26 protein-coding genes are annotated in these 24422 nt (G+C 60.8%); 10 read left to right on the top strand and 16 right to left on the bottom strand.

Annotated features, from left to right (window positions below; all coding sequences use genetic code 11):
- Positions 1–50: 50 nt before the first annotated feature.
- The 4 genes from ygfZ to FFM81_RS14075 are packed head-to-tail and all read left to right on the top strand — an operon-like array spanning position 51 to position 2977.
- Entirely contained in the window at positions 51–905 is an 855-nt protein-coding gene (ygfZ, locus tag FFM81_RS14060; RefSeq protein ID WP_025415780.1) for a CAF17-like 4Fe-4S cluster assembly/insertion protein YgfZ, read from the top strand.
- Positions 902–1510, top strand: a complete 609-nt coding sequence (locus tag FFM81_RS14065) for a YfbR-like 5'-deoxynucleotidase (protein ID WP_003574231.1) — start codon at positions 902–904, stop codon at positions 1508–1510. Before ygfZ ends, FFM81_RS14065 begins: the two co-directional genes overlap by 4 nt.
- Positions 1507–2037 carry a tyrosine phosphatase family protein gene (locus FFM81_RS14070; protein WP_025415779.1) on the top strand — a complete coding sequence of 177 codons (531 nt, stop codon included), beginning with the start codon at positions 1507–1509 and terminating at the stop codon, positions 2035–2037. Before FFM81_RS14065 ends, FFM81_RS14070 begins: the two co-directional genes overlap by 4 nt.
- A gap of 58 nt (positions 2038–2095) precedes the next feature.
- Positions 2096–2977, top strand: a complete 882-nt coding sequence (locus FFM81_RS14075) for a mechanosensitive ion channel family protein (protein WP_003574233.1) — start codon at positions 2096–2098, stop codon at positions 2975–2977.
- Positions 2978–3004: 27 nt separating this feature from the next.
- Here the strand turns inward: FFM81_RS14075 and FFM81_RS14080 are convergent, their stop codons facing one another.
- Both FFM81_RS14080 and FFM81_RS14085 read right to left on the bottom strand, forming a co-directional pair.
- A complete protein-coding gene (locus FFM81_RS14080) occupies positions 3005–3520 on the bottom strand; it encodes a superoxide dismutase family protein (protein ID WP_003574235.1) in 516 nt (171 codons plus the stop codon).
- 126 nt (positions 3521–3646) lie between these two features.
- Entirely contained in the window at positions 3647–3988 is a 342-nt protein-coding gene (locus tag FFM81_RS14085) for a hypothetical protein (protein ID WP_138384813.1), read from the bottom strand.
- Positions 3989–4420: 432 nt separating this feature from the next.
- Between FFM81_RS14085 and FFM81_RS14090 the strand changes: the two genes are divergently transcribed.
- The 3 genes from FFM81_RS14090 (at position 4421) to FFM81_RS14100 (ending at position 8106) form a co-directional block, all read left to right on the top strand.
- Positions 4421–6322, top strand: coding sequence for a putative bifunctional diguanylate cyclase/phosphodiesterase (locus tag FFM81_RS14090; protein WP_138384812.1), 1902 nt, complete (start codon positions 4421–4423; stop codon positions 6320–6322).
- A 154-nt stretch (positions 6323–6476) separates the two neighbouring features.
- Positions 6477–7121 carry an HD domain-containing protein gene (locus tag FFM81_RS14095; protein ID WP_003574240.1) on the top strand — a complete coding sequence of 215 codons (645 nt, stop codon included), beginning with the start codon at positions 6477–6479 and terminating at the stop codon, positions 7119–7121.
- Positions 7122–7248: 127 nt separating this feature from the next.
- A complete protein-coding gene (locus FFM81_RS14100) occupies positions 7249–8106 on the top strand; it encodes an MOSC domain-containing protein (protein WP_128397850.1) in 858 nt (285 codons plus the stop codon).
- Between the two features lie 108 nt (positions 8107–8214).
- Here the strand turns inward: FFM81_RS14100 and FFM81_RS14105 are convergent, their stop codons facing one another.
- The 12 genes from FFM81_RS14105 to rpoZ form a co-directional block, all read right to left on the bottom strand.
- Entirely contained in the window at positions 8215–9210 is a 996-nt protein-coding gene (locus FFM81_RS14105; RefSeq protein WP_025415775.1) for an aldo/keto reductase, read from the bottom strand.
- Positions 9211–9312: 102 nt separating this feature from the next.
- The gene (gene recO / locus FFM81_RS14110; protein ID WP_003574244.1) at positions 9313–10083 is read right to left on the bottom strand and encodes a DNA repair protein RecO; all 771 of its coding nucleotides are present in this window, start codon (positions 10081–10083) and stop codon (positions 9313–9315) included.
- An 80-nt stretch (positions 10084–10163) separates the two neighbouring features.
- Entirely contained in the window at positions 10164–10649 is a 486-nt protein-coding gene (locus FFM81_RS14115) for a response regulator (RefSeq protein WP_138384811.1), read from the bottom strand.
- Positions 10650–10744: 95 nt separating this feature from the next.
- On the bottom strand, positions 10745–11497 hold the full coding sequence (locus FFM81_RS14120; RefSeq protein ID WP_003574247.1) for a Crp/Fnr family transcriptional regulator: 753 nt from the start codon (positions 11495–11497) through the stop codon (positions 10745–10747).
- 150 nt (positions 11498–11647) lie between these two features.
- Complete coding sequence (gene era / locus FFM81_RS14125) at positions 11648–12589, bottom strand: GTPase Era (RefSeq protein ID WP_003574248.1); 942 nt, start codon at positions 12587–12589, stop codon at positions 11648–11650.
- Positions 12590–12596: 7 nt separating this feature from the next.
- Positions 12597–13316, bottom strand: a complete 720-nt coding sequence (rnc, locus tag FFM81_RS14130) for a ribonuclease III (RefSeq protein ID WP_003574249.1) — start codon at positions 13314–13316, stop codon at positions 12597–12599.
- A complete protein-coding gene (lepB, locus tag FFM81_RS14135; RefSeq protein WP_003574251.1) occupies positions 13313–14056 on the bottom strand; it encodes a signal peptidase I in 744 nt (247 codons plus the stop codon). Before lepB ends, rnc begins: the two co-directional genes overlap by 4 nt.
- Before the next feature lie 201 nt (positions 14057–14257).
- Positions 14258–14662 carry a holo-ACP synthase gene (acpS, locus tag FFM81_RS14140; RefSeq protein WP_003574253.1) on the bottom strand — a complete coding sequence of 135 codons (405 nt, stop codon included), beginning with the start codon at positions 14660–14662 and terminating at the stop codon, positions 14258–14260.
- 37 nt (positions 14663–14699) lie between these two features.
- Positions 14700–15290 (bottom strand): DUF2062 domain-containing protein, encoded by a 591-nt coding sequence (locus tag FFM81_RS14145; RefSeq protein ID WP_138384810.1) that lies wholly within the window; start codon positions 15288–15290, stop codon positions 14700–14702.
- A 158-nt stretch (positions 15291–15448) separates the two neighbouring features.
- A complete protein-coding gene (locus tag FFM81_RS14150) occupies positions 15449–15598 on the bottom strand; it encodes a DUF3563 family protein (protein WP_003574257.1) in 150 nt (49 codons plus the stop codon).
- 194 nt (positions 15599–15792) lie between these two features.
- On the bottom strand, positions 15793–18027 hold the full coding sequence (locus tag FFM81_RS14155) for a RelA/SpoT family protein (RefSeq protein ID WP_003574259.1): 2235 nt from the start codon (positions 18025–18027) through the stop codon (positions 15793–15795).
- Between the two features lie 178 nt (positions 18028–18205).
- On the bottom strand, positions 18206–18610 hold the full coding sequence (rpoZ, locus tag FFM81_RS14160) for a DNA-directed RNA polymerase subunit omega (protein ID WP_003574261.1): 405 nt from the start codon (positions 18608–18610) through the stop codon (positions 18206–18208).
- A 296-nt stretch (positions 18611–18906) separates the two neighbouring features.
- Between rpoZ and FFM81_RS14165 the strand changes: the two genes are divergently transcribed.
- On the top strand, positions 18907–19491 hold the full coding sequence (locus tag FFM81_RS14165) for a LabA-like NYN domain-containing protein (protein WP_003574262.1): 585 nt from the start codon (positions 18907–18909) through the stop codon (positions 19489–19491).
- 49 nt (positions 19492–19540) lie between these two features.
- Here FFM81_RS14165 and smpB read toward each other — a convergent pair whose 3' ends face one another.
- Together smpB and dapA are read right to left on the bottom strand one after the other, a co-directional pair.
- Positions 19541–20020, bottom strand: a complete 480-nt coding sequence (gene smpB / locus FFM81_RS14170; RefSeq protein ID WP_012557117.1) for an SsrA-binding protein SmpB — start codon at positions 20018–20020, stop codon at positions 19541–19543.
- A 96-nt stretch (positions 20021–20116) separates the two neighbouring features.
- On the bottom strand, positions 20117–21001 hold the full coding sequence (gene dapA, locus FFM81_RS14175; RefSeq protein ID WP_025415772.1) for a 4-hydroxy-tetrahydrodipicolinate synthase: 885 nt from the start codon (positions 20999–21001) through the stop codon (positions 20117–20119).
- 212 nt (positions 21002–21213) lie between these two features.
- Here dapA and FFM81_RS14180 point away from each other — a divergent pair, with 212 nt between their 5' ends.
- On the top strand, positions 21214–23289 hold the full coding sequence (locus FFM81_RS14180; RefSeq protein WP_138384809.1) for a lytic transglycosylase domain-containing protein: 2076 nt from the start codon (positions 21214–21216) through the stop codon (positions 23287–23289).
- Between the two features lie 63 nt (positions 23290–23352).
- Positions 23353–24249, top strand: a complete 897-nt coding sequence (locus FFM81_RS14185) for an alpha/beta fold hydrolase (protein WP_138384808.1) — start codon at positions 23353–23355, stop codon at positions 24247–24249.
- Positions 24250–24422 lie beyond the last annotated feature (173 nt).

The following is a 24422-nucleotide window of genomic DNA, read 5'->3' on the forward strand; positions in this document are numbered from 1 at the left end:
ATCTCATGAAGACATACCTCTGAGCGATGACCAACGCGACAGGTTCCGCCATGCCAGCTGTATTCCTGAAAGACCGCTCACATCTCTCTATCAGCGGCGCGGAAGCTCAATCCTTCCTGCAGAACCTGATCACCACCGATATCATCTCGCTCGAGGCGGATGAGGCGCGGCCCGGGGCGCTGCTGACGCCGCAAGGCAAGATCCTGTTCGACTTCATGATCTGGCTGGAAGGTGACGGCTACACGATCGAAACGGATACCGATCAGCGCGATGGCCTGTTGAAGCGGCTGACGATGTACAAACTGCGCGCCGCCGTCACGCTGGCGCCGCGTACCGAAGAGGGTGTCACCGTTTCCTGGGGCGAAGGTGCCGAGGGTGTTCAGGACGGCCAGGGCGTCCGTGACTGTCGCTTCGTCAAGGCAGGTGTTACGTTGATACGTCAGCCCGGCAAACACGGCGATGGTGAAGAAGCGCTCTACGACGCGCTGCGGATCAGCCATGGCATCGTCACGTCAGGATCGGACTTCGCCCTGCAGGACGCCTTCCCGCATGACGTACTGATGGATATCAACGGCGGCCTCTCCTTCCGGAAAGGCTGCTACGTCGGCCAGGAGGTCGTTTCGCGCATGCAGCACCGGGGCACCGCGCGCCGGCGTGTCGTGACCGTTTCTGCCGCAACGGCACTGCCGGAGAGCGGCACGGAGATCACCGCCGCCGGCAAGCCTGTGGGCACACTCGGTTCGGTCGAAGGCGACCATGGACTGGCGATCGTGCGCATCGACCGCGCTGGCGCAGCAATGGCCTCAGCCACGCCGCTGCTCGCCGGCGAAACACCCGTTTCCCTTGTCCTGCCCGCATGGTCCGGCCTTACCTTTCCCACCAGCGCCGACGAGGCCAGCGCGTGACAGTGGCGAAAGCTCCGCGTGCCTGGCAACGCATGCTCTCCGGGCGCAGGCTCGACCTGCTCGATCCCTCGCCTCTGGATGTCGAACTGATCGACATCGCCCATGGGCTGGCGCGTGTCGCCCGCTGGAACGGCCAGACATCGGGCGATCATGCTTTTTCGGTGGCGCAGCACAGTCTCGTCGTCGAAGACATTTTCCGCCGCTTCAACGATGCTTCCCCGCAGGAGTGCCTGATGGCGCTGCTGCATGATGCGCCCGAATATGTGATCGGCGATATGATCTCGCCGTTCAAATCGGTGGTCGGCGGCGGCTACAAGACGGTGGAAAAGCGGCTGGAGGCAGCTGTGCACCTGCGCTTCGGCCTACCGCCGCATCCCTCACGCGACCTCAAGGAGCGGATCAAGAAGGCCGATACGATCGCCGCCTATTTCGAGGCGACAGTGCTCGCCGGCTTCACACCCGCCGAGGCGCAAAAATTCTTCGGCCAGCCGCGCGGCGTCAGCAGGGAGATGCTGATGATCGAGCCGCTGCCGGCAGTCGAAGCACAGCGGCTGTTCTGCGAGCGCTTCGCGGCGATCGAGACCGAGCGGGAGTTGGTGTCGTGAGCTTCATCATCGTCTCACCGCTGTCGCGCATCGCCGAGATGGCGGTGCGGCACAAGGCACGCGACATGATCAGCCTGATCGCCAGGGAACAGGCCTTTCACCGACCGGGCGTGATCGCGGCTGACCGTCATCTGACGCTTGCGATGAACGACATCACCTTCAAGGGCACCGGCGGCCTGGTGGCGCCCGACGAGACGCATGTGCGGGGGATTATCGACTTTGCCTCATCGTGGCGGCAGGAGACGCCGCTGCTCATCCATTGCTGGATGGGCGTGTCGCGATCGCCCGCCGCAGCCCTGATCGCAGCCCTTTCGCTCGCGCCGGATCAGAGCGAGGAAAGCCTTGCCCGCCGGCTGCGGACCGCCTCGCCTTTCGCGACTCCAAATGCCCGGCTGATCGAGATCGGCGACACCCTGCTTGACCGCGGCGGCCGGCTGGTTGCGGCGGTGCGGGCGATCGGACGCGGTGCCGATGCCGACGGCAACGCGCCGTTCGTGCTTGCGATCGGAGAGCCCGCCTGCGGTTGACGCTGCCGCCAGCCGCACCATCTAGGCCCCGACCACGCACAACCGACAGGGCCAGATCATGCAACAACAGGCAGCCGACGTCCTTCTCGCCACGCAAACGGCGCTCAGCCAGGCGAGCGCGCTGGCGGTGCAATATTCCTTCTCCGTGCTCGGGGCGGTGATCCTGCTCGTTCTCGGCTGGGCGCTCGCCGGTTTTGCCAGCCGCTGGGCCTATGAAGGCCTGTCACGCGTCCATGGCATCGACGAGACGCTGGCGCGATTCTTCACCAATGTGCTGCGTTATGCGCTGCTCATCCTGGTATTCATCACCGTGCTCGGTCAGTTCGGCGTCCAGACCGCCTCAATCATCGCGGCCCTCGGCGCAGCCGGCCTGGCGATTGGGCTGGCGCTGCAAGGAACGCTGCAGAATATCGCCGCCGGCATCATGCTGCTGATACTCAGGCCATTCCGGGTCGGGGAATATATCGAGACCAGCAGCGTGGCCGGCACGGTGCGCGAAATCGGGCTGTTTGCGACCGAACTCAGGACCGCCGACGGGCTCTACCGGTTGGCGCCGAATTCGACGCTCTGGAATACGCCGATTACCAATTTCAGCCGCGAGGCGACGCGGCGGAACGAGTTGAAGATCAAGGTAGAGGACGACATCGATCGGTCGATGGAAACATTGATGGGCCTTGCCAAAGCCGACTCCCGGGTACTGACGTCACCGGAACCCAGCGTCTTCATCGATAGTCCCGGCGACGGCGCCACCTTCGTGACGCTGCGCTACTGGGCGAAGACCGGTGACTGGTGGACGGTTAGCCGTGACATGGCAAAGCGCGTAAAACTCGCCTTCGACGAGAACAATCCGGCCGCGGTGCCGGATGCGCCGAACGCCGCGTCGGCAAAAACGTCCAACGGCCGGGCGGCGGCGGAGAAGCCGGCACCGACGCGGCAGTGAGATATTGGTCCAGGGATATGCAGCAGGCTATTGAATGACGCCGCAGGACAGTCTTTCCCCGGCATCACCCGAAGGCTGGCTGCGATAATCATCCGAATTGGCGTGCACCATCAATGCGCGGCCGCGAATGCCGTCGGTCTTGCCGTCGAGCGTGACCATGCTGTCGAAGACCTGCGCCCTGAGAATGCCGTCCTGCCCGACATATTGATTGGGCAGATCGCCGGCGTGTGGACCCTTGGCCGCCAGGATGCCGTGCTCGGCCTTCTCAGGATTGAAGTGACCGCCGGCCGACTCGTGGTGGGTTGCGGCGTCGCAGCGGCCGGTCTCATGAACATGGAAGGCGACCCATTTGTTTGCCGGCAGCCCCGATATTTCGACCTCGATCAGGACACCGCCGCTGGCGGCAGCCGTCAGCTGCGCGCGGCCGTCTTCCTTGCCGTCCTTGCCGACGAAATTGGCGACCGCCGTCTGCTTGTCCTGAGCACCTGCCGGCAATACAACGGCAAGCAGGCTCAGGGCGGCGATGGTGCACATGGCTTTCATGGAGGTCTCCTTCCGTGCGGTTGTCCTTCTGAACGTATCAACCGGGAAGGTGTTCCTGATCAAGGACGCTTACACGACAAAGCCGGCCAAACGGCCGGCTTGCAGATGACCCTATTCGAGAATGGTTCAGGCGACGGCGTTGAAGTCGAACTGGCCGTAAGTGTTGCGATAGAGATCGTTCGGTTGATCGCCTGATATCGGCGCCATCTGCTGCAACGGATAGGGAACGGCGATTTTGCTTGCAGTATCGCTGTCACGCGAGTCCATCATCAGCGCAATCAGGCTGCCGGAAAATTTCGGCTGCGTCTCGCTGGTGGCGTCCTCTTCCAGCAGTTCCTTGATGATGCCGGGCCTCTTATCGGCGGCACGTTCGCCGCGGCTGAGGACACCATCGCCATTGGCATCAAGCCGCGAGAGTGTCGCCAGATAGGCATATGAAGTGTCGGAAACGGATGTGGTGCTGGCCATACAAACCTCCATTCACCGCCTTTTGTCGGTGGTGTTTGTACGCAATACGAACGTGGAAAATCACTGATTGACTCGCTGGTTAAACTGATTTGCGCGGTGCGTCAATAAGTTGTTAACTTCTCATTAACGATGATTGACAACCGTTAACGGAATGGCCTGAGGCAGAACACCCGCCTGAAACAGGCGAAGAGGCTTGCGGCATTTCAGCGATTTTTCACATATAAAACAAACGGCTAACGAGGTGTTGCCGCTGCTGCACTGCAACCGAATATTAATCCAACCCAGCCAGAATGAGCGGAATAAGACACCACCTGGACGTTTAAATTATGAAAAATCAATTTGATGGGCACTTTAGGGAGTACTTCAATGCGATGAGGTACGTCCATCAACGGACGGAGACCATGGTCGGAGCCGCCCCGCAGGGGCTCCCACATGAAAGCTGAAGCGCTCTTCTGGCAGCAATGCAGCCAGGCGGTTACGGCCGATGGATCGGTCGATGCGCAGCGTCTTATGGAGCTTGTTATTGCGACCTATCGCGTCCATGAAAGCGATTATGACGAGATCGAAAGATGTGCTGAAACGCTGCTGCGGGAGAACCACCGGCTGCGCGGAAATATGTCAGCCCTCAGTCAGGCATTCGACGGACAGCAGAGACTCTTCGAAATCATCTTCAACAACCTGCCACTCGGACTCAGCGTCTTCGATGCAGACCAGCGGCTGACGCTTTCCAACATTCGCTTCGGTCAGCTCTTCGGCCTGACGCAGGACGATGTCACCGCCGGCGCGACCATTGCCGATCTCATCGACAAAATGCGCGGCGCAGAGGGGGCCGGCGCCAAAGCTGCCCGCCGGGCCGGGCGGCACTCCTCTGCGACCGCAACAAGCAGCAATATCCGGCGGCGCGAATGGCTGATGGACGACGGCCGCATCGTCCAGAGCATGGTGACCATCCTTGCCGACGGCAGCAGCATCGCCATTCATGCCGATATTACCGAGGATCGGGAGGCGGCCGAGCGCATCACCTATCTCGCACACCACGACCCGCTGACCGGCCTCCCGAACCGCATCCATTTCCGCGAGCAGGTCGATGCGGCGCTCGCACAGCGCAAGCCGAACGAGCAGATCGCGCTTGTTCACCTCAATCTCGACCGGTTCAAATTGATCAACAACACGATGGGCGTGTCAGTCGGCGACAAGATCCTGCAGCAGGTCGCCGAGCGCATCCGAGCCTCGGCCGGTTCGGAAAACACCCTGGCGCGTCTCGGCTCGGATGAATTCGCCATCCTGCAGACAGGCAGACAGCAACCACGGAACGTGACGGTGCTGGCCGAGCAGATCCGCCGTGAGCTCTCCCAGCCCATCCTGCACGGGGAAAAACAGGTGGAGCTCAGCGTCTCGATGGGGATCGCAATTGCCCCTGATGATGGTAAGGAAACCGATATCCTGCTGAAGAATGCCGCTGTGGCACTGTCGCACGCCAAGGCGGACGGGCGTAAGCGCGAGCGCTTCTTCGCCGGCGAGATGGAAGCGCAGATGCAGCTGCGCCATGCCCTCGAGGCAGACCTCAGGGCAGCCGTTGAGAGAGAGGAATTCGAGCTGCATTACCAGCCACTCTATGACCTTTCGCAGCACCGCATCTGCGGCTTCGAGGCTCTGATCCGCTGGAACCATCCGATCCGCGGCCGCGTTGCGCCGATGGATTTCATTCCGCTCGCCGAAGAAGTCGGCCTCATCGTCGATATCGGCCGCTGGGTTTTGCGCCGGGCCTGCAGCGATGCGGCGCAATGGCCGGAGGGCATCAAGGTCGCCGTCAACGTTTCGGCGATCCAGTTCAGCAGCAGCGACCTCACGCAGGATGTCAGCGAGGCGCTTGCCGCCGCGGCGCTGTCGCCGTCGCGGCTCGAGCTTGAAATTACCGAGAGCGTGCTGATGGAAAATCTCAGCGAGGTGCTGCCGATCCTGCATGCGCTTAAGGAGCGCGGCATCCGCATCTCGATGGACGATTTCGGCACCGGCTATTCCTCACTGAGCTATCTCTCGAGTTTCCCCTTCGACAAGATCAAGATCGACAAATCCTTCGTCTACGACATCGTCGAAAACAAGGAGGCGCATGCGATCATGCACGCGATCATCCTGCTTGGCGATGCGCTCGGCATGCGCGTCACTGTCGAAGGCGTCGAGACGGCCGCGCAGTTGGCGCTGCTCGAACGCGAGGAATGCGACGAGATCCAGGGTTATCACATCAGTCCGCCGAGACCGGCGCCTGACGTGCCTAACCTTCTCTCCCTATTGCGGAACGGCGGCGAGCTGCATTCTCGCGAAGCCAGACGCTGAGCCAGCCTCAATTGCGACTCGCACGGCAAGCCGCTACAAAATCCGGCAACGGTCCCCGAGCCTTCGTTGTCGCGTGCTTTGACCGAGATCCATATCCGCTTCCGCTCCGATGCTCTGTCGACGGAAAACGATCCCCCGTCCTTAAGGTGGCGCAATGTTCGAAGCCCAAGCCTTCTCCCCTCATGAAACGCTCGCAGCGGCGCTGATTGCACACGCGGCCGATGGCGACGACGGCTCGCACGATCTTGCCCATATCCTGCGCGTCTTCCGCAACGCCATGCGCATCCACGCTGAAGAAGGCGGCGACGGGCGAGTTCTTGCCGCTTCCGTAATGCTGCACGACTGCGTCGCCGTCGAGAAGAATTCGCCGCTGCGGGCAAAAGCATCGGCTCTGGCGGCGGAAAAAGCATCGGCAATCCTGGCAGAACTCGGCTGGAGAGCGGCGGATATCGAAGATGTGGCTCACGCCGTCACCGCGCATAGTTTCTCGGCCGGGGTTGCGCCGCAAACGCTGGAGGCGAAGATCCTGCAGGACGCCGACCGGCTGGACGCAATCGGCATGGTCGGCGCCGCCCGCTGCTTCTATATCGCTGGCCGACTGGGCTCTGGCCTCTATGATCCTTTCGACCCGGCGGCAGAAAACCGTCCGCTCGATGACAAGCGTTACGCTATTGACCATTTCCAGACGAAGCTGTTCAAACTGGCGGACGGATTCCAGACCGAGACCGGCCGCAGGCTGGCAGCCGCGCGGGACAAGAGCCTGCGCGATTTCCTCTCGGACTTCATGGGCGAAATCTAAAGCGCGTCGCATTAAATTTGCCTCACGTGACGCGCTTTAGCTCTTTGTTTTTATGCATGTCGTTATCCCGGAACCGCTGCACACTTCCGGGCGACATGCAACAGGGGACGAAACCAGGAGAACGGGTATGCGTATCAGCGACCTCTTTATTTACCCGCTCAAGAGCGCCCGCGGTATTGCACTGCCTTCGGCCGACATCGACGCCTACGGGCTTCCCGGCGACCGGCGGGCGATGATCACCGATCCCAAGGGCCATTTCATCACCCAGCGCGAATCGCCGGATCTCGCGCGCATCGAGCTGCGCCCGGAACCGGGCGCATTTCGGATGCTGATGGAGGGAAAACAGGAGATATCGGTGCCGCCACCGCGGCCTGACAGCCGCATGGATGTGACCGTGTGGAAATCGACGGTCAGCGCCGCCGTCGCCGATCCCGAGAGCAACCGGCAGCTTTCCGAATGGCTCGGCCGCGAGGTGCGCCTGGTCTTCTTCGATGGGCAGGCGCAGCGGACGGCGAATGCCGAATGGGCCGGCGAAGGCACGCCGGTCACCTTTACCGACGGCTACCAGATCCTGGTAACGACGACCGGCTCGCTGAAGGCGCTGAACGTTGATCTTGCCGCCCATGGCGAAGGCAGCGTCGGCATGGAACGATTCCGGCCGAATATCGTCATCGATATCGATGAGGCCTGGCCGGAGGACCGCTGGGCGGCGATCGAAATATCCGGCATCCGCTTCGATCTCGTCAAACCCTGCTCGCGCTGCATCATGACGACGCAGGACCAGCTGACCGGTTCACGTGAGGTGCCGAACCCGATGCCGGCCATGGGCCGCATCCGCATGTCGGCCGACCGGCGCGTGCCCGGCCCGCTTTTCGGCTGGAACGTCACACCACGCGGCAACGGCAGGATTACGATCGGCGACACCGTCCGCGTCGTCGAAGAGAGGCCAGAGGGCTGGGCGTTGAAGGTTCGTGCACGGCGATAGGTCGAGTCGAAATGCGCAGGCTGCTTTCTTCCGCACGCGCTGCAACGTTCTCCCTTATTCCTGTGACGAGCACAGGAATAAGGGAGCGTGGGCGAGTGTCACCGATCTTCACGCGCGCGCGAGTGCGGCGTCGATCCCGGCCATGACATCGGTTGGCAGCGGTCCCTTTTCCAGCGCGCCTGCATTTTCCTCCACCTGGGCGACGGTGCGGAAGCCCGGAATGGGCAAGGTGCGCGGCGACTTTGCCCAGAGCCAGGCAAGTGCGCCTTGCGTCAGCGTGCGGCCGCCCGAGGTCAGGAGATCGCGGACGGCGTCGAGCCTTGCGGCGAATTCCGGGGCCATGCGCCCGTCCTTAAAATAGACCATCCAATCGAGGGCAGCACCGCGTACATCCTTGGCGCCCACCGCCTTGTCGGCGGTGAACTTGCCGGTCAGAAGCCCCATGGCCAGCGGACCGCGATTGATGGAGATCAGCCCCTGTCTTTCGATCACCGCAATCATTTCCGGCACCGGCTCGAAGACGTTCATCGTATGCTGAACGGAGACATAGCCCTGGCGGCCGGTATGGCGGGCGGCGCGATCGGGAGAATCGGTGCTCCAGCCGAACGCATCGATCTTTCCTTCGGCGCGCAGCGCCTCCAGTACATCGAAGACGGTATCCGACTGTTCCAACGGAAAATCATTGATGTGGAACTGCAGGAGATCGAGACGGTCACGCTTTAGTCGGCGCAGCGAGGTCTCGACCGAACGGCGGACGAAGGCTTCATCGGCGAAGGCGCCAGTTGCCTGCTTGGTGTCCGGGTCGGTGGCGAAGCCGAATTTGGTGGCGACGATGATATCGTCGCGATTGCCGATCGCCCGCCCAAGTACCTCCTCGGAATGGCCGGCGCCGTAATTCGAGGCCGTATCGAAGAAGCGGATGCCGAGTTCGATGGCGCGGCCGATCGCTTCGACGGATTCATCGTCATCGACTTCGCCCCAGCCGAGCGGCGTCTCGCCCGCAAAGAAGGGTCCGCCGATCGCCCAGCATCCCATGCCGAGACGCGGAATTTCGCGGCCGTTCCAGAGCGTGATCGTCGTCGGGGTGGCGGTCTTGGTCAGCATGAGATCCTCCTTGGCTGGCAGTCCTCCAAGACATAGGAAGGGCCTCCATACGGGTAAACCGCCAAATTCGGAGGATGTTTTGCACTGGTAAAAAACCTGTGTTCAGGCGGAAATACCATTCGGACCCGAAAGCGCCGGCAAGGCCGGATTGAGCGCCTTAAGCGCCGCCTGGACGAAACCGTCGCGGGCTGCCACGGCTTCGATTCCGCGCGGTTCATAGACGTGGCGATGCAGAAAAAAACCCGTCAAACGGAAAGCCGCCGCGAGACTATCGAAGTCGGCCGCATGGTTGCCTTCGGCACCGAGAAACGGCGGCAGGAGCAGCAGCTTGTTCGCCCAGGGGGCGCCGGCGCTGCGGCTGACGGCGCGGCCGGATTTCGGCGAGACATAGACGAGATCGGAACGGCCGCCGGTCGCGGCGCATTCGGCCAGATCGAGGCCGAAGCCGAGATCATTCAGCACCGCAAGTTCGAAACGCACGAAGAGTTCGCCGGCATCGGCCGGGTTGTGCAGGTGATCAAGGATGACCTCCAGCGCATCGAAGAGGTGGGGGTGCGGATCTCGCTCCGGCAGCAGCCGCAGCAAAGCGCCCATCGCCTGGACGCCGTAAACGGCGGTCGCCGTTTCCATCAGGCGGGCGGCGCGTAGCGTCACCGGTTCGACGCGAAATTCGCCGAGATGTTCGTCCAACCTGGCACGCCAGAGGACCTCCACGGCATTGCCGGCCTGCAGCACCGGCTGCATGGCGCGCGAACGGCCAGAGCGCACCAGGCCGAGATGGCGGCCGCGATCACGCGTCATCACCTCAGCGATGACACTCGTCTCACCGTGGCGCTTGACGCCCAGGATGATCGCATGGTCCTGCCACTGCATCGAAAGAAGTCCTTACGGCTGACGAATCCATTCTAGCGTATATCCCCGAAAATCGGAAAGGTCTGCCGTCATGGACCGCATCAGGCGACGGCCGGGAAAAGCCTCAGCAGGAACTCACGCATCGCCGTCTCGTCGAAAGGCTTCACCAGGAGCGGAATATGCTGCAGATCGGGCGGGAAATCGCCGGTATCGGAATAGCCGCTGACGAAACCGAAGGAAATACCGAGATCGAGAAGATGACGAGCAAATCCGAAGCTCATGCCTTCGCCAAGATTGACGTCGAGAAGGGCGAAATCATATGTCTCCGCAGCGATGGCAGCCCTCGCCTGCTCCACACCCCCGACGATATCGATATTCTCGACGCCGGCCGAGCGCAGCATATCCTCCGCCTCCATCGCGATGATCAGACTGTCTTCAAGAACCAGAACACGAATTGCGCTCATGATTCCAGGCACTCCGTCGGGCGGCTGCCGCGGCGCCCCGGCCTTTTCGCCAACATCAATGCCCTCCGGTGCCCCGTATGGCACGCTACCGGTGAATTCCGCCACCATTTCTGAATAAACCATTTTGCCCGGCCGATAAGAATCAAATCGAGGAAAGATAACGGCCGAGCTTATTTTCCCAAATGCTAATGCGCATTTAAAAAAGACATAGGACCCAGCTAGATGAACGGGCGTTTGCCCTCTCCGAGCCCTTCCCAGCCTGATATGGCCAGCAATTCCTCGCCGTTCAGCACCTCACAGCCGCGCTCCTGCCAGCGGATCAATCCACGTTCCCCGAGCTTTTTTAACGTCTTGTTGGTATGGACGATGGAAAGGCCGAGCGTGTCGGCAATGTGCTGCTGGGTGATCGGGATGAATTTTCGGCCGTTGAAGAGACCAAGCTGCCTGCCGCGCTCGAAGAGGAAAGCCAGCAGGTAGGCCGCTCTCTCCAGCGCCGTGCGCCGGCCGATGCTCAAGAGATGCTCATCCAGAATGCGCTCCTCGCGCGCAGCGATCCATGTGATGTCGAAGGCGAGCGACGGGTGTTTGTTATAAAGCGTCATCAGCCTGTCGCGCTCGAAGACGCAGAGGGAAACCGCTGACAGCGCTTCGACGGAATGCTGCATCTCGCCGGCGATCGTTCCCTGCAGGCCGATCAGGTCGCCCGGCATAATATAATTCAGAATCTGGCGGCGGCCATCCTCCAGCATCTTGTAGCGAAAGCCCCAACCGGAAAGTACCGTGAAAAGATGAGCGCTATGGGCGCCCTCGACGAGGATGGTGGAACCGGCATCGACGGCAAGCTCACCCCTCTTGAAGGTCGAGACGAATTCCAGCTCGTCGCGGCTGAATTCCCTGAAATGCGGCAGGGGCCGCAAAGGACATTGCTGGCAAGGGGTCTTGAAAGAATTGATCGATCTCGACGTCACCATACCCGCCCTTGCCGTCGCAAAACCGGCGCGCCGTCCATGGCGCGCCGTTCACCCAGGAATGCACAAGCCACCGAATTGTTCCGTGTTCGAAGCGGATTTTTTATGCGGAAACAAGGAGCTGACGGCCGGCCGACGAAATCCTTGCCATGCTTATTTCGGAAAATCGAGGCCCATTTCGCGGAACCGCTCGGGATCGTCACCCCAATTCTCGCGAACCTTGACGAATAGGAAGAGATGGACCGGCTGCTCGAGAATTTCTGACAATTCCTTACGTGACGCAGTCGAGATCGCCTTGATGGTCTCACCACCCTTGCCGAGCGCAATCTTCTTCTGGCTGTCGCGCTCGAGATAGATCACCTGCTCGATCCGCACCGAGCCGTCCTTGCGTTCCTCCCACTTCTCCGTTTCGACATGCGAGGCGTAGGGAAGCTCCTGATGCAGGCGCAGAAACAGTTTCTCGCGCGTGATCTCGGCGGCGAGCTGGCGCATCGGCAGATCGGAGATCTGGTCTTCCGGATAGTACCACGGCCCCTCGGGAAGCGTTTTCGCCAGATAGTCCATGAGGTCATCGCAGCCCGAGCCATTTTCGGCCGAGATCATGAACGTGCGTTCGAAGGCGATCTTCTCATTGGCCGCGGCCGCCAGGGCCAGCAGATCCTCGCGGTTGACACGGTCGATCTTGTTGAGCAGCAGGATCTTCGGCTGCCGGACTTCCTTCAGGCCCTCAAGGATGGCTTCGGCATCGCCGCGCAGGCCGCGTTCGCTGTCGATCAGCAGCACGATCAGGTCGGCATCCCGCGCGCCGCCCCAGGCCGAGGTCACCATGGCGCGGTCGAGCCGGCGGCGCGGCTTGAAGATACCAGGCGTATCCATGAAGACGATCTGGGCGTTGTCGTGGATGGCAATGCCGCGGACGATCGCGCGTGTCGTCTGGACCTTATGGCTGACGATCGAAACCTTGGCGCCGACGAGGCGGTTGACCAGCGTCGATTTGCCGGCATTGGTCGGCCCGATCAGCGCGACGAAGCCCGAATGCGTCGGACCACTGGTTTCTACGGCAGCTTCGGCCGCGATATCTTCTTCTTGTGTCATTGTCCCGTCAGTTTCCGGCAGGCGATTGCTGCCAAATGCCTTCGCGCTCAAGCATCTTCGTCGCCGCAACCTGTTCGGCGGCGCGCTTCGACCGCTCTACGCCGGTTTCCGGCTTTATGCCAGCAACTTCCACCGTCACCTTGAAACGCGGATCATGATCCGGTCCGCTGCGTTCATCAACCCGGTAATTGGGCGTGACGCCGAATTTCGCGTGCGACCATTCCTGCAGCTCGGTCTTGGCGTCGCGCTTGGCACCATCGGCCCTGACCGCCCTGCCCTGCCAGTAGCGCAGGATAAAGCGGCGGGCAACTTCGAGGCCGCCATCGAGATAGATCGCGGCGATCAGGCTTTCGACGACATCGGCGCGCACGTTCATCATCCGCTTGCCGGTCAATTTCTTCACATCGGCGCCGGTGCGGATATAGAGGTGAAGGTTGAGTTCGTCGGCGACCGCAGCGCAGGTTTCAGCGCTGACCAACTGGTTGAGGCGAACCGAGAGCTCGCCTTCCCCCGCCGTGCCGAAGGTACTGAACAGGAGTTCGGCGATGCAGAGGCCGAGAACCCTGTCGCCGAGGAATTCCAGCCGTTCGTAATTGCCGACCTTCTCAGTGCGGGCGCTGGCATGGGTCAGCGCCCGGTCGAGGCGTTCCTTTTCGGCGAAGTCGTGACCGATCAGGCCTTCAAGCTTTGCGCGGTCCGCCGCAGAAAGCGTCTGAGCCTTGCTCATTCAACAACCTTGAAGAGGCGGTCCCAGCGCATGTTCGTCGGCCACTTCCAAATTTCGCGGAAGGAGGTGTCGTTGCCGAGCGAGAAGAAGATGACGCTGGCGCGGCCGACAAGATTTTCCGCGGGCACGAAGCCCACGTCGAAGCGGCTGTCGAGCGAGTTGTCGCGATTGTCGCCCATCATGAAATAATGGCCTTCCGGCACGATGAATTCACGGGTGTTATCGCCGCGCGACACAGGAGACTGATCGAGCGTGTCGTAGGTCTTGCCACTATCGAGCGTTTCGCGGAAGACCGGCACATCGGCGCCCGGATCAAGCTTGTAGTCCGACGTAAAGGTACCATCGGCCACCTTCGGAACCGGCTTTCCATTGACGTAGAGCACGCCGTCGGTCACCTGGATATGATCGCCCGGCAGGCCGATGCAGCGCTTGATGTAATCGACCTCGGGATTCGGCGGGAAGCGGAAGACAACGATGTCACCGCGCTTCGGATCGGCGCCGAACAGGCGGCCGCTGAAGATGTCGGGCGAGAAGGGCAACGAATATTTCGAATAGCCGTAAGCGAACTTATTGACGAAGATGTAGTCGCCGACGAGCAGCGTCGGCATCATCGAACCGGACGGAATCGTAAAGGGCTGGAACAGCACGGTTCGGATCACCATCGCCAAAATCAGCGCCTGGATGATGACTTTGATATTTTCCCACAGGGCGTTCGGCTTGGTATCGACTTTTTCGGACACGCAGTCTTATTCCTTCAAGACGCCGCGACGGCGCAATTCTTTCTGTCGTTCTCTCTAGCGGCTTCGGCCGGTTGCGGCAATGGCGACAGCATCAAAAGCGACGAGAGGTCGCGTCGAAACGCTTCCGGGGTCGCGTCGAAACGCTTCCGGGGTCGCATCAATCGCTTCCGGGGTCGCGCTCAATCGCTCCCGAGGTCGCGATCAAAGGTTCTCGGGCAACGCCTCAATAATTACGAAGGCCTGCGCCAAGGGATAATCATCCGTTATTGTCAAATGAATGGCGGGCCTGTGGCCCGCGGGCAGCATCGATTCGAGGATCAGGGCGGCGGCGCCCGATAAAACCATCGTGGGCTTGCCGCTCGGCAGGTTGACGACGCCCATGTCCTTCCAGAAGACGCCCTGGGCGATACCGGTGCCGAGCGCCTTGGAACAAGCCTCCTTGGCGGCAAAACGCTTGGCATAGGAGGCGCCTCGATTCGCCCGGCGGTCGGACCGCGCGCGCTCGACCTCGGTGAAGCAGCGATGGGTGAAGCGGTCGCCGAAGCGCTCGATGGACTTCTCAACGCGGCGAATGTCGATCAGATCGCTGCCAATGCCGATGATCATGCCGGAACCTTCCGTCGCTTAGATTTATTGACCAGGTTCATACGCTCGGCATGTCGCCGGCAGGGCTCGCCAGACGCAGACGCGCCCGCTCCAGCAGCCGGGTGTGGCGGCGCGTCTGAAAACCCTTCACGGTGTAGAATGTCAGTGCATAGAGCGCAACGGAGGTGACGATCGCCGGCGGAATGGCGCCGACGAGCATCGGCTCCAGCACCGGCCTCCACAATTCAGTGAAGTTCAGCTTGTGAAACAGGGCGGCGAGATCAATCGCCTGACCGGCCAGTTGATCCTCACGGCTGAGCAGCAGATGCCCGATCTCCCAGGTGATGCCCCAGATAAAGGGATAGGTCAGCGGATTGCCGAAGGCGGCGCAACCGAGGGCGGCGGCCACCATACTGCCGGAAAGGAAATAGGTGATGACGAAAGCCATGACAAAATGCACGCCGATGAAAGGCGTCCACGAGACGAAGACACCGGCAGCAACGCCGGCCGCAACCGCGTGCGGCGAAGCGCTCAGGCGCAGGATGCGCATTGAGAGGTAACGGATCGGGCGAAGGAAACCTTTGCGGGGCCATAGAAGCTCTCGCATCTTTTCCTTGAATCCCGCGGGCTTGCGACGGCGAAACAACATGGCCGGTATTTAGTGCAGCGCACATGACCATGACAAGAGCGGCAAATGATAGCGCCGAAAAAACAGCTCAGCCCTCTCAGCAGAGAAGAGCTTTTTCATGCCGAGGGGCGTCCGTTATGCATAACGTCCCTCACTCGTCTCAAGTATAAAGCTCAGTATCAGCGATTGCGGAACAGACCGCGGTCGACCTGGCGCTGACGAAACTCGAGATCGATACGATCGAACGAGCCGTTCAAATAGGCCATTTCACGTTCCTGGGCGGTCGGAGCGCGCAGGGCGCGAGCGATTTTCCTGATAGGTTCAAACATTACCTTGTCTCATCTTCTGTTTGCGTTTCGATGACCAGAAGATAGTCGCGGCAAAGGTTAATTACCACCGCCGCAACATGGAGTCAGCCATGCATCAGGCGCATTGCTTGCCTTTTCGATGCGCCATTCCGACCATATAACGATCACAAAATGTGCAATTTATCGACCTGCCGGTGGTCAGGATTAACAAAAGCCTACTCGTAGAGCCGCCGGACCGTGGCGATGCAATCCAGTTCCTTCATCTGGGCGAGCAGCTGATTGAGCTGACGCAGGTCCCAGACCTCAACCTCGAGCATCATTTCGGTGAAATCGGCAGCGACCCGCACCGTATTCAATAACCGGATATTGACGTCGAGGCCTGCAACCGTCTGGGCGACCTTGGCAAGCGTGCCGGGCTCATTCAACCCGTTGACCATGATGCGCGCCATGAAACGCGACTTGTTGGCCTCGTCGAGATCCCAGCGGACATCGATCCAACGGTCGGGCTGATCGTCAAAGCGCTGGAGGCTCGGCGACTGGATCGGATAAATCGTGATGCCCTTGCCCTGGTCCATGATGCCGACGATGCGATCGCCGGGCACCGCGCCTGTCGACGCGAACTTGACGTCGACATTGCCGGACAGGCCGCGGATCGGGCCGATATCAACGTCGGTGTCGACTTCCGGATGGCGGCCGTCGAGACCGGGCTTGGCCTTTCCGGGGATCTTGAAGATCATGCCGGCCGCGCTGCGGACATTGAACCAGCCGTCATCGCCGGAGGGTTTTACCGTGACGCGCTCATCCTGATGGTCGGGATAGACGGCGCGCAGCACATCGAGCGAGGACATCTCGCCGCGGCCGACGGCGGCGATCGCATCCTCGACATCCTTCTGGCCGAGACGATGCAGCGCCGGCTTCATCGCCTCACGGGAGAAAATCTTGCCGGCCCTGTCGAAGGTGCGCTCGAGAATGCGGTGGCCGAGGCCGGCATATTGCTTGCGGATCGCCATGCGGGTGGCGCGGCGGATGGCGGCACGCGCCTTGCCGGTGACGACAATCTCCTCCCAGGCGGCGGGCGGGACCTGGACGCCGGAGCGGATGATCTCGACCTCATCGCCATTGGCAAGCCGCGTCACCAGCGGCATGATGCGGCCGTTGATCTTGGCGCCGACCGTGGTATCGCCGATATTGGTGTGCACCGCATAGGCAAAATCGATCGGGGTGGCGCCGCGCGGCAGGGCAATCAGCTTGCCCTTCGGCGTGAAGCAGAAGACCTGGTCCTGGAAGAGCTCGAGCTTGGTGTGTTCGAGGAATTCTTCCGGGCTGTCGCCCTCGGCTAGCGCCTCGATCGTATGGCGCAGCCAGGAATAGGCGTTGGATTCGCGCGAAAGAATGTCGCCGTCGGCATTGGTGGCGCCGTCCTTATAGAGCGTGTGGGCGGCGATGCCGAATTCGGCGATTTCGTGCATGCGCTTGGTGCGGATCTGCAGTTCGATGCGCTGGCTGGAGGGACCGACGATGGTGGTGTGCAGCGAGCGGTAATCATTCTGCTTCGGCGTCGAGATATAGTCCTTGAATCGGCCGGGCACGACGCGCCAGCGGGTGTGGACGATGCCGAGCGCCCGGTAACAGGACGGGATGTCTTCGACGATCAACCGGAAACCGTAGACATCGGAAAGCTGCTCGAAGGAAAGCGACTTCGATTGCATCTTGCGGAAGACCGAATAGGGCTTCTTCTGCCGACCCTTGACATAGGCGCTGGTCAGGCCGCTTGCGACCAGCAGATCACGCAGTTCTGCCTCGATCTTCTTGACGATGCCCTCGTTGCGCTTGGAAAGCTCTTCCAGCCTTTTGGTGACGGTGTCGTAGGCTTCCGGGTTCATATGGCGGAAGGAGAGCTCCTCCAGCTCCTCGCGCATATCCTGCATACCCATGCGGCCGGCGAGCGGCGCATAGATTTCCATCGTCTCCTCGGAGATACGGGCACGCTTATCGGCCGACATATGATCGAGGGTGCGCATGTTGTGCAGGCGATCGGCAAGCTTGACGAGCAGAACGCGCACGTCGTCGGATATGGCCAACAGCAGCTTGCGCAGGTTTTCCGCCTGCTTGGCCTTCTTGGTGACGAGATCGAGCTTCTTGATCTTGGTCAACCCCTCGACAAGGCGGCCGATATCCTCGCCGAAGAGTTCGTCGATCTCGGCGCGCGTCGCCGTCGTATCCTCGATCGTATCGTGCAGCAGGGCCACTGCAATCGTCGATTCATCGAGGTGCATGTCGGTGAGGATGGCGGCGACTTCGAGCGGATGGGAAATATAGGGATCGCCGCTCGCACGCTTTTGCTGGCCATGCTTCTGCATGGCGTAGACATAGGCTTTGTTCAGCAGTGCTTCATTGGCATCGGGCTTGTATTGCTGAACCCGCTCCACGAGCTCGTACTGCCGCATCATTCCAAAGCCACTCCGGTAAAAATAAAAGCGCGCCAATCAACGATTGGCGCACACATGGGCAATAATATGCCTAAGCAATAAAGGCGCAAGATTGACGATTGGTAATCATCGCACTTTCGCATCGAATGATTTCCGGTTCGTCTGCGACCGGATCATAAGACCGGGGATCGGCCTGCGCTTAGTAGTCGTCGCTCTTCTCAGGCGGCACCAGGCCTTCGATGCCGGCAAGCAGCTCTTCTTCCGACATCTGGTCGAACGTGATCGTTTCGGGCAGGTCGTCCTGCTCCTCGCTGTCGGCCGCAGCGACACCGCCGGCGGCGATCATGCTGGCCGGATCGGGTTCGGGCTCGTCGACTTCGACATGCTTCTGCAGCGAATGGATCAGATCTTCCTTGAGGTCATCGGGCGAAAGCGTTTCGTCGGCGATTTCGCGGAGCGCCACGACCGGATTCTTATCGTTGTCGCGATCGATGGTGATCGAGGCGCCCTGGGAAATCAGCCGGGCGCGGTGGCTGGCGAGCAGAACCAGCTCGAAGCGGTTCTCCACCTTGTCGATGCAATCTTCAACTGTGACACGGGCCATTGCCTGTCCTTTACGGTCGTCATTTCGGGATTAGCACGCCCGATACAATTAAAACCGGGCAAATACAAGTTTTTCATTCCGGCTCCCCTCGTCTTTATAAGCGGCTGATCTAAATTTCCATGGAGAATGTCACAATTCCACCTGGGGTTGCTTGGAATATGCCGAATCGTGCCCTAAATCTTTCATATATGAATAATTGTTAAAATATGGATCAGAGCAAAATCAAAACACAACTCATTGATTTTATTGAATTTTGGTCCTGCGGATTTCGATTGCTCTCATTGGATTGGTAAGCGATGTTTGACCCACGCGAAAAAATTGCACTCTTCATTGACGGCGCCAACCTCTACGCTGCATCCAAGAGCCTCGGTTTCGACATAGATTATCGCAAACTATTGAAAGCATTCCAGAAACGCGGCTATCTCCTGCGCGCCTACTATTATACCGCTCTGATCGAGGATCAGGAATATTCCTCGATCCGGCCGTTGATCGACTGGCTCGACTATAATGGCTACAAGGTCGTGACCAAGCCCGCCAAGGAATTCACAGATTCCATGGGTCGCAGAAAGATCAAGGGCAACATGGACATCGAGCTTGCGATCGATGCCATGGAACAGTCCGAGACGGTCGATCATCTCGTCATCTTCTCGGGCGACGGCGACTTCACCAATCTTGTGGAGGCTCTACAGCGCAGGGGCCGCAAGGTTTCGGTGATTTCGACCATGGCGACGCAGCCGCCGATGATCGCCGACGACCTGCGCCGTCAGGCCGACCACTTCATCGATCTCTTGTCTTTGAAGGCTGAAATCGGTCGCGACCCTGCGGAGCGGGCTCCACGCCCGGTGGAAGTCGTAGCTCCGGCCAGCGATATCGAGGACTGATCCGGCAGCATTGCCGTGCGAAACGGCAATCGTCCCCCAAGCGGCCTAGTTAGCCATTATCCTTCAGCAGACGGCTCTTCTGCCGGTTCCAATCGCGTTCCTTCTCGGACTCGCGCTTATCGTGCAGTTTCTTACCCTTGGCGAGCGCCAGTTCCATCTTCGCCCGACCGCGGTCGTTGAAATAGATCTTCAACGGGATCAGCGTCATGCCCTCGCGGTTGACGGCAGAGCGCAGGCGATGGATTTCACGGCCAGACAAAAGCAGCTTGCGGCGCCGGCGCGGTTCGTGATTGAAGCGGTTCGCCTGCAGATATTCCGGCAGGTAGGAGTTGATCAGCCAGATTTCGCCGCCCTCGTCCGACGCATAGGATTCGGCGATATTGGCCTTGCCTTCGCGCAGCGACTTGACCTCTGTGCCCATCAGCACGAGGCCGGCCTCGTAGGTATCGATGATCTCGTAGTTGAAGCGGGCCTTGCGGTTTTCGGCCACGACCTTGTTCACCACGCGCTGGCTGCCTTTGGGGGCCATGACAATATTCCCTTCAGGGCGCGCGAAAGACCGCGCCCTCATTGCTTACCCTTTATGTAAGGGAACGACCCGGCCTTGTGAAGACGGCCGGTCTCCTCAGTTCAGCAGCCCGGCATGGCGAAGGGCGGCGTCGATCGCCGCTTCGGTTGCCGGCTCCAGCGTCGACAGCAGCGGCGAGCGGACGTTGCGGCTCATGCGACCAAGCCGGGAGAGCCCGTATTTGGCGCCGCAAAGACCGGGTTCCAGGAAGATCGCCTTGTGCAGCGGCATTAGTCGATCCTGATATTCCAGCGCGCTGCCATAGTCGCCTTTCAGCGTCGCCGCCTGGAAATCGGCGCAGAGGCGCGGAGCCACATTGGCCGTGACCGAGATACAGCCGACGCCGCCATGGGCGTTGAAGCCGAGCGCCGTCGCGTCCTCGCCGGACAATTGCCGGAAATCCTTGCCGCAGGTCATGCGCTGTTCGGAGACACGCTCGATCTTGCCCGTCGCATCCTTGACGCCGACGATATTGCCATGCGCCTTGGCGAGCACACCCATCGTTTCCGGCGTCATGTCGACGACCGAGCGGCCGGGGATGTTGTAGATATAGATGGGCAGATCGACGGCCTCGGCAATCGCCGAAAAATGCGCGATCAAGCCCTTTTGCGTCGGCTTGTTGTAATAAGGAGTGACGACCAGAACAGCATCCGCGCCGACCTTTTCGGCGTGCTGGGCAAGCTCGATCGCCTCACCTGTATTGTTTGAACCGGCGCCGGCCATGACGGGAACGCGTTTTGCGGCAACCTCGATGCAGAGCTCCACGACCCGTTTGTGCTCGGCATGCGACAACGTCGGGGATTCGCCCGTCGTGCCGACAGGAACGAGACCATTGCTGCCCTCCTTGATCTGCCAGTCGACATGCGCGGCGAAGCTGTCTTCGTCGATCAGTCCGGCATCGGTGAAGGGGGTGACGAGGGCGGGAATGGACCCATTGAACATGCAAAGCTCCTCACGACCAAATCCTTGCTTCGGCCGCATTCCATGAATATTTTGCGCACCATAGAGCGCCGAAATCATCGCGACAAGCGCGGAGAGTTCGGTTTAGGGCAAATTCCGATAGCAGATGTGAATGAATTTTACCTGGTACGGTAAGGTTTCGTTAAGATGCCTCTAGCCAAATGGCAGGGCGTGTTTTCGTTGCGAGATCCCGGATGAAGAAAGCTGTCCTGATTCTGTCCGCCTTCGGCTTTCTTGCCGCTGCGTGGAGCAGCGTAGCGTCGCCGCTTCCCGGCGAGAGCACCGCCATTCCCGGTGTGAAGCCGCTCGGCTTCATCCCTGAAACTTCACTGCCTGAATCGATCACAACAGGCGCCATTCCGCATAATCCGGCAGTCGCACCCGTCAATGGCGACCTGAAAGCCGGCCTCGACGCACTTTCCGACAAGGATCCGCGGCTGGCGCTGTCGATCCGAGACAATATGCGAGACGGTACGCTCGACCGCCATATCCTCACCTGGGCGATTGCCGTTTCTGGATTGAAGGGCGTTCCCTCCTATGAGATCGCCAGTGCTGCGCAGGAGCTCAAGAGCTGGCCGGGCCTTTCGCGGCTGCGTGCCTATTCCGAACGCGCGCTCTATGACGAAAACCCCGCCCCATCCGCCGTGCTTGCCGCCTTCGGCGATACCGCGCCTGAGACGATGCAGGGCGCCGTCATTCTCGGCCGGGCGCTGGTTGCAACAGGCAAACAGGCGCAGGCAGCAAAATATGTCCGCAAGGTCTGGCGTGGAGAGGCTCTCGACAAGGCGACCGAGGACAAGATCCTCATCGAATTTTCCGCGCTGTTGACGCCGGCCGACCATAAGGCGCGGATGGACTATCTGATGTATCGCGGCCGGGTGGCGCAGGCCAAGCGTTTCGGCGACATGGGCCAGGCGCAGTCGCTCTACAAGGCATGGGCCGCCGTCGACGCCAAGGCCGGCAATGCCGGCACGCTGCTCGACGCCGTCGATGCGAGATGGCGCAGCGATGCCGGCTTGCTGTTTGCGCGGATCGAATATCTGCGCAAACAGGACAAATATGCCGAGGCTGCGGCACTGCTCGACCGGATGCCGCCCGAGCGCAGCGAGCTTGTCAATTCCGGCGAGTGGTGGAACGAGCAGCGCATCGTCAGTCGTGGCCTCGTCGACCAGGGACAGTTCAAACCTGCTTATCGCATCGTCGCCGACTACGCCGCAACGAGCCCAACGGATATCGTCGAGGCTGAGTTTCATGCCGGCTGGTACGCGCTTCGCGGCCTGCAGGATCCGGCAACGGCGGAAAAACACTTCCGCAAAATCCTGCAGACATCAAACGGGCCGATCTCGGTTTCACGCGCCTGGTATTGGCTGGGACGCGCGGCGGAAGCCGGAGGTCCTGGAAAGTCCAGCGAATTTTATGGGAAGGCTGCGACCTTCCCCGGCACCTTCTATGGCCAACTCGCGGCAGAACGGCTGGGGCAAAAGACGCTGAACGTGACGTATCCCTCGCCGAGCACGGCCGACCGGCAACGCCTCCAGGCACGCGAAGCCGTGCAGGCGATCGCCCGGCTGGAATCGGCGGGCCATGGATGGCGGGCCGCCATTCTCTATCTCGCGCTTGCCGAGCAATTGCAGAGCCCCGGTGAACTGGCAGTGCTTGCGGCCCAGGCCGAACAATCCGGCGACCATCATCTGTCGCTACAGATCGGCAAGATCGCCTATGGACGCGGCATCGGTGTCGCAGCGCTCGCCTTTCCGGTCGGCGTCATCCCGTCGAATGCCAATATATCAGGCTCCGGTAAGGCGCTTGCCTATGCCATCGCCCGGCAGGAAAGCGCCTTCAACCCGGCGGCCGTTTCGGCGGCGAACGCACGCGGCCTGCTGCAGCTTCTGCCGGGGACTGCCCAGGCGGTGGCCAAGCGCCACAACATCGCCTATTCGAAAGACAAGCTGACCGCCGATGCCGGCTACAACGCCACGCTCGGCGCGCATTATCTCGGCGAGCAGATTGACGCCTTCGGCGGCTCCTATATCCTCACCTTCATCGCCTATAATGCCGGGCCGAAGCGGGTACCGGAATGGATCAGCCGCTACGGCGATCCACGCGGCAAATCGATCGACGAGATCGTCGATTGGATCGAGCGCATCCCCTTCCCCGAAACGCGGAACTATGTCCAGCGGGTGATGGAGAATTACGAGGTCTACAAGGCCCGTCTCGGCCAGCCCACAGATATCGAGCGTGACCTGATCGGCGGGCGTAGCGCCTCCTGACGCTGTTTGCGCGGCTGGAAAAGCAGGCTACATCTTCCGGATCAACAGATTTCGAGGGATGCGATGCCGGATACTTATGCAAGCGGTTTCCAGGAACGATTTTACACCTCTCCCGATGGTCTGACGCTTTATGCCCGCGACTACCGGCCGGACGAGACGGTAACTACAGGACGGCTGCCGGTCATCTGTCTGCCAGGCCTGACCCGCAATACGCGGGATTTTCATCGGCTGGCGCTGCTTCTCTCCCAGGACACGACGGCACCACGGCGGGTCATCGCGCTCGATTCGCGCGGACGGGGAAACTCGGCCTGGGACGAGAAAAAGGCGAACTACAATCTCACTACGGAAGCCCGCGACGTCGTTACCGCCTGCGCGGCGTTCGACATCGAGCGGGCGATCTTCATCGGCACGTCGCGGGGCGGGCTGATCCTGCATCTGCTCGCGGCGACACGGCCGGATCTTCTCGAGGCCGTCATCCTCAACGATATCGGGCCTGTGGTCGAGGCCGAAGGGCTGGCGCGCATTCGAGACTACCTCAACTGCGGCAGAAGGCCGACAGACTGGGGCGAGGCGGTCGATATAGTGAGGGGTAATCATGGCGCCTCGTTCACCGCACTTGCAGAGCATGATTGGCGCGAGATGGCGCTTGCCCTTTATCGCGACATCGGCGGAAGGCCGGTCGCCGATTTTGACCCGGCGATTGCCGAAGCGCTGAAATCGGTCGATCTCAGCCAGCCGCTGCCCGATCTCTGGGGGCAATTCGAAAGCCTGAGTCAATTTCCGCTGATGGTGATCCGCGGCGAAAATACGCCTCTGCTTTCAAATGAGACGGCCGATGAAATGGCCTGCCGGCATCCGGGTCTGGTCCTGCATACCGCCGAAGGACAGGGACACGCGCCGCTTCTGCATCACGGCGGCATCCCCACAGCCATTCGAGCTTTTCTCGCCTCCCGCCGATAAAGCCTACAGCACTAATTTGAATCAGCGACGCGCTTTCGCTCGTTGTTTTGATGCATGTCGTCATCCGGGAAGCGCCGCACTTCCGGGCGACATGAATTGGCCTCATCGGAGCCGGGCAGCGGGCTGACATGCGGTCCGCTCAATGCAAAAAAGCCCGGCTCAGAGAGCCGGGC

The organism is Rhizobium hidalgonense, assembly GCF_005862185.2.
GTDB classification, from domain to species: domain Bacteria; phylum Pseudomonadota; class Alphaproteobacteria; order Rhizobiales; family Rhizobiaceae; genus Rhizobium; species Rhizobium hidalgonense.